This window comes from Arthrobacter sp. H14 (genome assembly GCF_000520495.1).
In the GTDB taxonomy this organism is placed as follows: domain Bacteria; phylum Actinomycetota; class Actinomycetes; order Actinomycetales; family Micrococcaceae; genus Arthrobacter_C.
On record NZ_KI914639.1, the window covers coordinates 7,893 to 18,433 of the forward strand.

At 64.9% G+C, this 10,541-nt stretch carries 11 protein-coding genes, 1 pseudogene and 1 riboswitch; of the genes and pseudogenes, 5 read left to right on the top strand and 7 right to left on the bottom strand.

Translation table 11 applies throughout. The features are described from left to right. Together hemG and hemE are read right to left on the bottom strand one after the other, a co-directional pair. A partial coding sequence (hemG, locus tag Y707_RS23885; protein WP_333782836.1) for a protoporphyrinogen oxidase occupies positions 1 to 1,626 on the bottom strand: 1,626 nt, incomplete at its 3' end. Continuing rightward, complete coding sequence (hemE, locus tag Y707_RS0105845) at positions 1,626 to 2,687, bottom strand: uroporphyrinogen decarboxylase (protein ID WP_026534372.1); 1,062 nt, start codon at positions 2,685 to 2,687, stop codon at positions 1,626 to 1,628. The genes hemE and hemG, both read right to left, overlap by 1 nt. A 149-nt stretch (positions 2,688 to 2,836) precedes the next feature. On the opposite strand from hemE, the gene Y707_RS23890 reads away from it, so the two are divergent. Further along, on the top strand, positions 2,837 to 4,219 hold the full coding sequence (locus Y707_RS23890; protein WP_081744655.1) for a glutamyl-tRNA reductase: 1,383 nt from the start codon (positions 2,837 to 2,839) through the stop codon (positions 4,217 to 4,219). A 169-nt stretch (positions 4,220 to 4,388) separates the two neighbouring features. Here the strand turns inward: Y707_RS23890 and moeZ are convergent, their stop codons facing one another. Beyond that, positions 4,389 to 5,591: an adenylyltransferase/sulfurtransferase MoeZ gene (moeZ, locus tag Y707_RS0105855; protein WP_051441696.1), complete on the bottom strand. Its 1,203-nt coding sequence runs from the start codon at positions 5,589 to 5,591 to the stop codon at positions 4,389 to 4,391. Between the two features lie 150 nt (positions 5,592 to 5,741). Between moeZ and Y707_RS0105860 the strand changes: the two genes are divergently transcribed. Together Y707_RS0105860 and Y707_RS0105865 are read left to right on the top strand one after the other, a co-directional pair. After that, positions 5,742 to 6,365, top strand: coding sequence for a TetR/AcrR family transcriptional regulator (locus tag Y707_RS0105860; RefSeq protein WP_253905072.1), 624 nt, complete (start codon positions 5,742 to 5,744; stop codon positions 6,363 to 6,365). A 59-nt stretch (positions 6,366 to 6,424) separates the two neighbouring features. Next, positions 6,425 to 6,649: a DUF3107 domain-containing protein gene (locus tag Y707_RS0105865; RefSeq protein WP_026534375.1), complete on the top strand. Its 225-nt coding sequence runs from the start codon at positions 6,425 to 6,427 to the stop codon at positions 6,647 to 6,649. 23 nt (positions 6,650 to 6,672) lie between these two features. Here Y707_RS0105865 and Y707_RS0105870 read toward each other — a convergent pair whose 3' ends face one another. The 4 genes from Y707_RS0105870 to Y707_RS0105885 form a co-directional block, all read right to left on the bottom strand. Then, positions 6,673 to 7,008 carry a 4a-hydroxytetrahydrobiopterin dehydratase gene (locus tag Y707_RS0105870; protein WP_026534376.1) on the bottom strand — a complete coding sequence of 112 codons (336 nt, stop codon included), beginning with the start codon at positions 7,006 to 7,008 and terminating at the stop codon, positions 6,673 to 6,675. Positions 7,009 to 7,024: 16 nt separating this feature from the next. Continuing rightward, positions 7,025 to 7,795: a thiazole synthase gene (locus Y707_RS0105875; RefSeq protein WP_026534377.1), complete on the bottom strand. Its 771-nt coding sequence runs from the start codon at positions 7,793 to 7,795 to the stop codon at positions 7,025 to 7,027. A 3-nt stretch (positions 7,796 to 7,798) separates the two neighbouring features. Next, positions 7,799 to 8,035 (bottom strand): sulfur carrier protein ThiS, encoded by a 237-nt coding sequence (gene thiS, locus Y707_RS30525; protein ID WP_026534378.1) that lies wholly within the window; start codon positions 8,033 to 8,035, stop codon positions 7,799 to 7,801. A gap of 20 nt (positions 8,036 to 8,055) precedes the next feature. After that, positions 8,056 to 9,354: an FAD-dependent oxidoreductase gene (locus tag Y707_RS0105885; RefSeq protein WP_026534379.1), complete on the bottom strand. Its 1,299-nt coding sequence runs from the start codon at positions 9,352 to 9,354 to the stop codon at positions 8,056 to 8,058. Beyond that, a riboswitch (TPP riboswitch) is annotated at positions 9,346 to 9,482 on the bottom strand. It overlaps the preceding gene by 9 nt. Before the next feature lie 11 nt (positions 9,483 to 9,493). Between Y707_RS0105885 and thiE the strand changes: the two genes are divergently transcribed. Next, positions 9,494 to 10,177: a thiamine phosphate synthase gene (gene thiE, locus Y707_RS0105890; RefSeq protein WP_051441698.1), complete on the top strand. Its 684-nt coding sequence runs from the start codon at positions 9,494 to 9,496 to the stop codon at positions 10,175 to 10,177. After that, positions 10,174 to 10,541: pseudogene (locus Y707_RS31285) on the top strand (hypothetical protein); the annotation flags it as partial. The gene thiE and the pseudogene Y707_RS31285, both read left to right, overlap by 4 nt.

Here is a 10,541-nt window from a genome sequence, read left to right on the forward strand (position 1 = left end):
CGGCTCCTCCACCAGCCGCTCCGCGAGTACACCGGCAGTTTTCCGCGCATCGGCAGTCACGGCGGTCAGTCCGGTGCCGGCAAGCCAGGAACCCACCATCGCGAATCCGGGCAGTTGCCCGGCCAGCTTCCGGGCCTCATCCACCCGCTTTTTATGCCCGACGGCGGCAAACGGCAGAGCGCCCTGCCACCGGACAATGCCGCTCCCGAGCAGATCGGCCTCTGTGATGTGGATACCGAGCAGAGCTGCGGCGTCGGAAACAGCCGCCTCGAGCAACTCCGCATCCGTTTCCGGTTCGGGCTTCACGTCCTCGCCGGCATCATGCAGCTCGGCCGCGATCCGGGGAGCTTCGGGACTGTCCTGCGCGGCCTGGGACATCCTGCCATAGGACAGCCGCAGGACATGCGTGCCTGGTCCAGCCTCATCCGCGAGCCAGGCCCATTTGGACGTGGCATGCGTTAGTGCCTTGGCCTGGATGCCCGGAGTTTGCGGTGCCACCAGTATCCCGGTTCCCCGGGTGGGGGCATCGAGTTCAGGCATGTCCAGCACCAGCGTTACGATCTTGATCTGATGGGCCGGCCAAGGCGCATAATTGGCCATTTCCGGCAGCACGTCCGAAACCAGCCCGACCGCTCCGGGGCCCTCCGTGGCAACCACAACGGCGTCGGCCGTCCATGTCTTCCCGTTGGCTGTCACGGTCCAGGTCTTGGTCCGTTGCACGGCTTTGGATTTGCCGGACGCGGAACCGGCGTGCTCCCCTGCGTCTTCGGTTTCCCCTGCGGCCGCGGCTGCCGCGGGAGCTTCCCCGGCTGCGGCGTCATTGCGCTTCAGCTCCGTAACCGGCGTGCCGGTTACGAGTTTCACTCCGGTCTGTTTCAGCTCCTCCACCAGCGCGGTGACGAGTGTGTACATGCCGCCCGCCAGGGACCCGACCGCTGATCCCGCCTTGGCACCGGCACGGAGCTCCGCCACGGCTGCGGATAGGGATCCCTTTTCGACGACCAGACGGCGGAGCCGCGGTGCCACCATGTCCACATCGAGCAGGGCTGGATCGGCTGAATGCACCCCCGAAACGACCGGCGTGACCAACCGCTCCAGCACCGTCTGACCCATTCTGGCGCGCACGAGGTCGCTGACGCTTGATAGTTCCGACTTGGTCCCTGTGGAGGCGGGGAGCCACCTGTCCAGACTGGCCCGCAATGCACCCCGGAATCCGAGGGTCAGGCGTACTTCGGGATCCCACGGTTCGGCCGGAATTCCCAACACGCCGGTCTTGGGCAATGGCGACGCGCCTTCGGGCAACTGCACCCAGGCCCCGGCCGGATTCGGTTCCACCAGCCGGTCCCCGAGCCCAAGCTCCCGCACCAGATCGCTCACGGCGGTTGACCGGGTCGCGAAGGACTCAGCCCCGCTGTCCAGCTTCAGGGAAGCGACCTCATGGACTCCCACGCAGCCGCCAAACCGGTCCGACGCTTCGACCAGCGTCACTTCGATACCGGCCGTGACAAGTTCCCGGGCAGCGAGCAGGCCGGCCATACCCCCGCCAATGACGACGGCGGTGGGCCGGGCCGGCTTCTTGCCGTGCGGCTTGGCGCCCAGCTTGGTGTGCGGCTTGGTGTGTGGCACTACGGCGTCACTGAATGTACGAGTTCCACAATCCGGGTCAGCACCGTGGGATCGGTTTCCGGCGGCACCCCGTGGCCCAGGTTGACCACGTGCCCGGGAGCTGATGAACCGGCGTCGAGCACGTCGCGGACATGGGCTTCGAGTACCTCCCACGGCGCGGAGAGCAGTGCCGGATCGATGTTTCCCTGCAGCGGCGTTGTTCCCCCGAGCCGCCGGTTCGCCTCGTCCAGCGGCAACCGGTAATCGACGCCGAGGACGTCCACACCGACGTCGCGCATGGCACCGAGCAGCTCCGAGGTACCGGTGCCGAAGTGGATCAGCGGCGCGCCGAGGCCGCGGACATGGTCGAGCGCGGCCGCCGATGCCGGAGCGACGTGGTTCTGGTAGTCGGCCAAGCCGAGTGAGCCCGCCCAGGAATCGAACAGCTGGGCGGCGCTGGCGCCTGCTTCAAGCTGGGCGCGCAGGAACTTGCCGGAGGCCTCGGCCGTCCAGGCAGCGAGGGCCTTCCAGGCGTCCGGGTCGGCGTGCATCATGGTGCGCGGGCCGAGGTGGTCGCGGGACGGCTTGCCCTCCACCATGTAGGCCGCCAAGGTGTACGGTGCCCCGGCAAAGCCGATCAACGGCGTCGAACCTAATTCATCCACCGTCAACCGCACAGCCTTGCGGATTGGCTCCAGCGCCTCATCGGTCAGTTCCGGCAACGCGGCGACGTCGGCAGCAGTGCGGATGGGAGCGCCAAGCACCGGTCCCACACCAGGTTTAATGTCGACGTCGATGCCGGCCAGTTTGAGCGGAATGACGATGTCGGAGAAGAAAATTCCGGCGTCAACGCCATGGCGGCGAACCGGCTGGAGCGTGATCTCAGCGGCGAGTTCCGGCGTCAGGCAGGCCTCGAGCATCGCCGTACCTTCGCGAGCGGCACGGTACTCCGGCAACGAACGGCCGGCCTGGCGCATGAACCAAACCGGACGGCGCGACGGCGTTCCGGAGCGGTAAGCAGTGATCAGCGGCGAGCCGGACGTGCGGCCATCCATAAGCGGATGGTCTGATGGAAGTGTCATGCCGTCGATTCTGCCGAAGATATGTACCTCATGGTTAACTAAAGGTATATCCCACACTCTGAACGTGTTAAGAATCACCAGTCCGGTGGTTCCAAATAAGGGTCGCCTATTCGTCCGAAAAGGTGAACCCCCGTTATGATTGAGGCGCTGTGAATCTACTTTCTCTCGTCGCAACTCACTCAGATGTGGACCTCGAGACCATAGCCCGCCTGAGCGCCGGCTCCTCTGAGGTCGCCACTGCTGTACTCGACGACGGCCACCCCGTCTCAGGCGCCGTCGTCCTCGCGACATGCAACCGCTACGAGATCTACTGCGAGCTGCCCTCCGGCCATGATGCCGAAGAGGCCAAGTCAGCGCTCTTCAGTCTGATCAGCGACAACAGCGGCATCGACAAGCACCTCGTGGCACGCGCGTTTACGGTCAACACCGGCGTCGACGTTTCACGTCACCTGTTTTCCGTCGGAGCCGGTCTGGACTCAGCCGTTGTAGGCGAACGCGAAATCGCCGGCCAGGTGCGCCGGGCGTTGATCGAGGCCCAGGAAAACGGCACCGCCAGCGGAGGCCTGACACGGCTGTTCCAGACCGCATCGCGCACTGCCAAGGACGTCGGCTCGCAGACCGGACTGGGCCAGCGCGGGCTCTCCATCGTCTCGGTCGCACTTGAGCTGGCCACCGATTTAGCCCTGGAACCCGAATGGGCCGGCAAGAACGTCGTCATCATCGGCACCGGCGCCTACGCAGGCGCAACCATGTCTCTGCTTCGGGAGCGCGGCTGCAGCGACGTTTCAGTCTTTTCCGCCTCCGGCCGCGCCGAGTCCTTCGTCGCCACACGTGGTGGCACGGCGCTGACCCGCCAGACGCTGCCGGACGCGCTGGCCGCAGCTGATGTGGTGATTGGCTGCAGTGGCGGCGACACCCGGGTGGAGGCCGACGCTGTCGAACGCGTCCGTGCGGGCTCCGATAAGCCCCTGACCGTCATCGACCTGGCCCTCACCCATGACTTCGATCCGTCCGTCGGCGAACTGGCCGACGTCGAACTGATCACCCTGGAGTCGGTCCGCCTCGCCGCCCCGCAGGAGCAAAAGGATTCGCTGACCGAGGCACGGCGGATCGTGGTCGAAGCGGCGGAAAAGTTCGAGCACCAGCAGAAGTCCCGCACCGTGGACGCCGCAATTGTCGCGCTGCGCAAGCACACGCATAACGTTCTCGACGTCGAACTTGAGCGGGTGCGGTCACAGCACGGCTGCACTGCCGCGGGCGAAGAGGTCGAATTCGCGTTGCGCCGGATGGTCAAGCAACTGCTGCACATCCCGACTGTCCGGGGGCGCGAGCTGGCCGCCAACGGGGATCAGGACACCTACATTGCGGCGCTTGAGGCGCTGTATGGCATTGAGGTCGAGGAACCTGCTGCCGCTCCGCGGGCAGAAAAGACTTCCGAGCAGACTTTCACGTCCGGTGGTTCCGGTCGGTCCGGTGCTGCCGGGATGGATTCCTGCCCGGTCTCGCTCCCCCTGCGCGAAGAATCCGCCTAACCTCACACTTTCCCGGTCCATCCTCGCCAGGTCCGGCCAGCTCGAAGCCACCTCCACCGCACCCTCCTCCCATCAGGATTGAGTGGTCACTAATGGTTGCTACGACAGCTCAAAACAACCATTAGTGACCACTCAAAAGGGCGGCGCTATATCCACCCCGTAGATACCGCTAGTAGGTAGGCTTCGCCGGCTCGATCTGCTCCACCCAGGCCACGACTCCGCCGTCGACATGGACAGCCGCCTCGAATCCGTACTTCTTGGCCGCGGCGAGCGCCTCAGCGGAGCGGACACCCGTCTTGCAATGGAAAACGAGCTGCTTGCCTGCGAATGGTGCGAGCCCGTCGCCATCGACAATCCTCCCCTTCGGCACCAGCACCGATCCGGGAATGCTCACGATCTCGTACTCGCCCGGCTCCCGGACATCGATCAGCTCAAACTCGGCTTGGCCCCGGTCCCGCGACGCCAGCATGTCCGCCAGCTCGCGCACCGAGATGGCTGAACCATCGGCAGCACTTGCCGCTCCCGCCGGGAGGATCCCGCAGAACGCCTCGTAGTCCACCAATTCGGTGATCGGCTCAGCGTCCGGGTCCTTGCGCACCTTCACTTCCCGCCACGTCAACGCAAGCGAGTCGTAGATCATCAGCCGCCCCAGCAGGGTCTGCCCGATGCCGGTGATCAACTTGATCGCCTCGGTTACCATCACCGAGCCGACCGACGCGCAAAGCATCCCCAATACGCCACCCTCGGCACAGGAAGGCACGCTCCCGGGTGGCGGCGCCTCCGGATACAGGTCGCGGTAGTTCGGCCCGTACTTCTCCCAGAACACCGAAATCTGCCCGTCAAAACGGTAAATCGAACCCCAGACGTACGGCTTGCCGAGGATCGCGGCCGCGTCATTCACGAGGTACCGCGTTGCGAAGTTGTCGGTGCCGTCGAGGATCAGGTCGTACCCGGAAAAGATCTCCAGCGCGTTCGAGGAATCCAGTCTGACCGGGTGCAGCTGCACGCTGACCAGCGGGTTCAGACCGGCGATCGCTTCCCGTGCGGATTCCGCCTTCAAACGGCCCACATCGGAAACCCCGTGAATGACCTGGCGCTGCAGGTTCGAGGTGTCCACGACGTCGTCGTCAATAATGCCGATGGTCCCCACGCCGGCCGCCGCCAGGTACAGCAACGACGGCGATCCCAGGCCGCCGGCGCCGATCACCAGGACCTTCGCGTTCTTCAACCGACGCTGCCCAACCATGCCGACCTCGGGAATGATCAGGTGCCGCGAATAGCGCTCAATCTCCTCCACGCTCAGTTCCGGCCCCGGTTCGACCAGGGGCGGAAGTTGCAGTTCCTGTTGAGCCATTGCCACCAACGTGTCCATTTCATTGCCATTTCGGCTGCAGCCCTGCTCGACCGGCGCGCGCAGCCGGAAACCGTTCGCCTGTCCTCATCAATTATGGCCGACCGCTAAGCTGGAATGGAGTACGACGCCGGAACTTCCGGTATTTAGCCGTCGAAAGGCATGCAGCAATTGAGTCCAGCACAGAGCCCGACGCCGGGACGGTCCGCCAGGCTCCCCCGTGATGAACGACGTCGGCAGTTGCTGCGTGCCGCGCACGACGTTTTCGTCGCCAATGGGTACCACGGGGCCGCGATGGATGAGATCGCCGAAACGGCGCACGTCAGCAAGCCTGTGCTGTATCAACACTTCCCGGGCAAACGCGAGCTGTATCTGGCATTGCTGGACAACCATCTGGCCTCCTTCACAGAGTTGCTCGTCGACGCCTTGAATTCGACGACCGATAACAAGCAGCGTGTGCATGCGACCATGCATGCGTACTTCCAGTTCATCGCCAAGGACGACCAGGCGCACCGGCTGGTGTTCGAATCGGATCTGAACAATGATCCAGAGGTCAGCGCGAGACTCGAGGCATTCAACGCCAAGTATGCCGACGCCATCGCCCGCGTCATCGCCGAAGATACCCAGCTCTCGCATGAGGAAGCCACCCTGCTGGGCCGCGCGCTGGCGGGAATGGCACAGATCAGCGCGCGTTACTGGTTGGAAACGGATAAGAATCTGGACCTGGAAGTGGCCAGTGAGCTGATTTACCGTTTAGCTTGGCGCGGAATCAGCCGCTTTCCCAAAGAGACGTAACCCGTCCGCTCTACAGTAGGTTTAACGCAGACTTCGACACTTACCAGGAGGCATCAACAGTGGAAATCAAGATCGGCATACAGAATGTTGGACGCGAGATTGTTATCGAATCCGCCGAAACCGCGGACGACGTGGCGGACGCGATCGCCAAGGCCATGAACGGCGGTACGGAACTGCGGCTCACGGATGCGAAGGGCCGGGTCGTGATCATTCCCTCGAACGTTCTGGGGTACGTCGAAATTGGCGCCGAGGAACAACGCAAGATCGGCTTCGGCGCACTCTAGAAGCTGGGAGGATTCCTCCCGGCTCAGCCTTTCTGCACCTGATCCGGCTTTGCTTCTGCACCGGTACCTGCTGCCGCCGAACTGATCGCCTCGGCCGCGGACACATCGCGCGAAGTGACGACGGTACCGGCGTCGTGCGAGGTCAGCGAGACAATCACCTTGTTGTAGCGCCAGTCCACGTCCGGATGGTGATTCTGTTCCTCGGCCAGATCTCCGATCCGGGCAATCAGATCCAGGGCAACCCGGGCTGAACCCGCCTTGAACACGGTATGCAGGCCGCCGGAGTTGTACCGCCAGTCCGGCAGCTTCTGCAGAGCGGCATCGATATCTCCCCGGCTGAGTTCATCCTTGGCACTCATGGCAGCTCCTTCGGCTCTACAAATCCGGGCGTCCTTCCATGGCCGACGATGCCATTGCATGTTGCCGCCGGGGAATCCTGCCCGCCTGTGATGCCAGCCTACCTGCGGCCACCGCATGCTTGAAGGCCCTGGCCATTTTCACCGGATCCTGGGCCCGGGTGACGGCGGTGGCAAGCAGCACGGCATCGCACCCCAGCTCCATAGCGAGCGCGGCATCGGAGGCCGTGCCGATCCCGGCGTCGAGCACCACCGGAACCTCGGCGCGGGAAACGATGAGTTCGATATTGTGCGGGTTCAGAATCCCCAGGCCGGTTCCGATCGGCGCCCCGAGTGGCATTACCGCGGCAACGCCGAGCTGCTCCAGCCTGCGGGCCAGGACCGGGTCGTCGTTGGTGTAGGCGAAAACTTTGAAGCCCTTCCCCACCAGGGTTTCGGTTGCCTCGGCCAATTCCAGCGGGTCTGGCAGCAGGGTCTGCTCATCGGCAATTACTTCCAGCTTCACCCAGTCCGTTTCCAGCGCCTCGCGCGCCAGTTCCGCCGTCACCACGGCATCGCGTGCGGTGAAGCAGCCAGCCGTATTGGGCAGCACGCGGATCTGCTGCTCCTCCAGAAGTGCGAACAGCGAGCCGCCAACCTCCGGGCTGTAGCGGCGCATCGCCACCGTCGTCAGTTCCGTGCCGGAAGCGGCGAGCGCGGCCCCCAGCCCATCCAGACTCGGTGCTCCGCCGGTTCCCATGATCAGCCGCGAACCGAGCGTGACGCCGTCGATCATCAGCGGGTCGTTCATGTCCTAACCTCCCTGCACGGCGGTGACTATTTCGACGTCGTCGCCTTCGTTGATCCCCGTGGTTGCCCACTGCTTCCGCGGCACCACCTCGGAATTATGCGCGACGGCGATGCCCAGCCGCCTTCCGTCGGCCGGCTGTCCGTCGTGGTTGAGCTGACGGCCAGTCAGTTGCTCCACCAGGTTGCTCAGCCGGACGGGATGCGCCGCCGAGTGGGCCTGGCCGTTGAGGGTAATGTTCAGCGTGCCTTGCTCGATCGTGATCATGGTTGGCTCCTTTGCAGGTCGGAAAGATTGCCGGGGACGGTGCTGCCATGGCGGAACCGGTCCGGGCGGTACGGTTCTATATCGACGTCAGGAGTGACCCCATCGAGCAGGTCGGCACAGATCGCAGCCGCGACAGGTGCGAGCAGCACGCCGTGCCGGAAGAAACCCGTCGCGACAATGAGACCGGGTACGTCGGCGCCGTCCGTGCGTCGGCATCCGCCCAGCAACGGCGCATTATCCGGCGTTCCGGGACGGGCACGGCAGACCGCTTCCAGCAGTTCCAGCTCCGCCACCGCCGGAACCACCGTTTGGGCATCGCGCAACAATTGGTAGACGCCGCCGGCTGACAGGGCATCGGATCCGTCTTCCCGCTGAGTGGCGCCGATAACCACCGTCCCGTCGCTGCGCGGGACAACGTACACGGGGAAACCGCGGACAACGGCACGGACGGTGCGGGTCACGAGCGGCTGCAGCTGTTGTGGAGCCCGCAGCCGAAGAATGTCACCATAAACCGGACGCAGCGGCAGCTCCAGCCCATCCGGCAGTCCGTCCATACTGGCCGCGCCAAGGCCGTTTGCCAGCACGACCTCGTCGGCGTCGATCCGGCTGCCATCAGCGAGCCGCACGCCGGTGACCATACCGCCGTCGTCCCAATCGCCGTCGTCCATCCCGCAAGTGCCTGTTCCGTGGCGGATCGCGTCCCTGGTGACGCCGTCGTCTTCCGCATTACCGTAGAGGAGCCCGACGGCGGCAGTACGGACAATCTCGACCCGCACCCCGGCCTGTAGTGCGGCCAGCAGGGCAGCGGCAAAAGCGCGCGGGTCCACCTGATGGTCGTCCGGTATGAGGAATGCACCCGTCAGTTGCGGCCCCAGCATCGGCTCCATCCGCCTGGCCTCACGGGTGCTGAGTTCCTGTACCTCCAGCCCCAGTTCGAGCTGCGCCGCGCGAAGGTCCGCGAGCGCCTGGCGGTCCGCCGCGTCCACGCCGGCCACCAGCGTACCGGCAGCCAGATAACCCGTCTCGAGTCCGCTTGCGTCCTCGACGTCGCTGGTGAACTTCCGGTACATCCATGCCGACGCCAGCGTCAGGTCCAGGAGCGATTCCTCCCTGTAGTGCAGTTCGCTGACCGGGGCGAGCATGCCGGCTGCCGCATAGGTGGCACCGGATGCCGGACTCGGATCGATAAGCGTCACACGATGTCCGCGGCCGACCGCCGCCCAGGCGATAGCCAAGCCGATGATGCCGCCGCCGACCACTGCCACGTGCCGGGACGGAGGGCGCATTGCCGTCATTGAAATCCTTCCTACGCCGGGACTAACCGGTTCAGGTTCGTACGGTCGGCGCTGGACGCCCTCTCAGCCTTCTGTCCGTTGTGCAGTCATCTGCTGCATCGGCGGAACCGGCTCCCGTGGTTCTATTAGTCTAAAGCGTATGCCTTCCGTTTACCCGCCCACCATTTTTGATGCCCAGCTGATCCGGGAAAAGCTCACCGCTGCGCAGTTGTATGTCTGCACCGACGCCCGCCGTGGACGGAACGACTTTGCCGATTTTGTCGACGCCGCCTACACCGGTGGCGTTGACATCATCCAGCTCCGGGACAAGAACATTGAGGCGGCGGAGGAACTCGAGTACTTCGCTGTGCTCCGCAACGCTGCCCGGCGGCACGGCAAATTGTTCTCCGCCAACGACCGGGCGGACATCACGTCACTGGCCGGTGCACCGGTGTTCCACGCCGGTCAGGGCGACCTTCCGGTCTCTGCCGCTAGGGAGCTGCTCGGGGACTCCCACGTGATCGGTCTGTCCACCCATAGCGAGCAGCAGGTCAGGGACGCGATCAGCGCTGAAGGGCTCGACTATTTCTGCACCGGACCGGTCTGGGCGACGCCGACAAAGCCCGGCCGTGCCGCCGTCGGACTCGATCTGGTGCGCTATGCCGCCGCCCGGGTTGCCGCCTCGTCCCCGGAACGGCCGTGGTTTGCCATCGGCGGTATCGACCGGACCAACGTCCGGGATGTGGTCGACGCCGGCGCCCGCAGGATCGTCGTCGTCCGCGCAATTACCGAAGCCGATGATCCGGCTGCCGCCGCGCGGGAACTGAAGGACGCCTTGCCGTGAGGAAGTTCCAGCAGGGACAGGACCTGTGCCGCGGTTTCTACAGTGAGGTCCTTAGCCCCGCAATCGGCGTTCCCCATTCCGCCGGGCTCCTTGGCTCCGGTTCCGACGTGCTCGGCTACGACACCGAACGCTCCACCGACCACGACTGGGGACCCCGTGCGGTTATCTTCGTCGATGCGTCACACGTCGACGATGCCACGGCCGCCGTCGCAGCCGCGCTTCCCCGCACCTACCGCGGCTGGGACATCAACATCGGGCGCGACGGCGGCCCCCTGGCGCCGCAGGTCGAGGTCGCCACACTGGGCAATTGGCTGTGCGGTCAGTTTGGGTTCGATCCGACAGCGCAGTCCCTCATGGCCATCGA

Excerpts from the sequence above, each read along its gene's own strand:
- Y707_RS0105870 (WP_026534376.1), bottom strand. The coding sequence starts at position 7,008 with ATGAGTGCCAAGGATGAACTCAGCCGGGGAGATATCGATGCCGCTCTG.
- moeZ (WP_051441696.1), bottom strand. The coding sequence starts at position 5,591 with ATGGACACGTTGGTGGCAATGGCTCAACAGGAACTGCAACTTCCGCCC.
- thiE (WP_051441698.1), top strand. The coding sequence starts at position 9,494 with ATGCCTTCCGTTTACCCGCCCACCATTTTTGATGCCCAGCTGATCCGG.
- Y707_RS0105875 (WP_026534377.1), bottom strand. The coding sequence starts at position 7,795 with ATGAACGACCCGCTGATGATCGACGGCGTCACGCTCGGTTCGCGGCTG.
- hemE (WP_026534372.1), bottom strand. The coding sequence starts at position 2,687 with ATGACACTTCCATCAGACCATCCGCTTATGGATGGCCGCACGTCCGGC.
- Y707_RS0105885 (WP_026534379.1), bottom strand. The coding sequence starts at position 9,354 with ATGACGGCAATGCGCCCTCCGTCCCGGCACGTGGCAGTGGTCGGCGGC.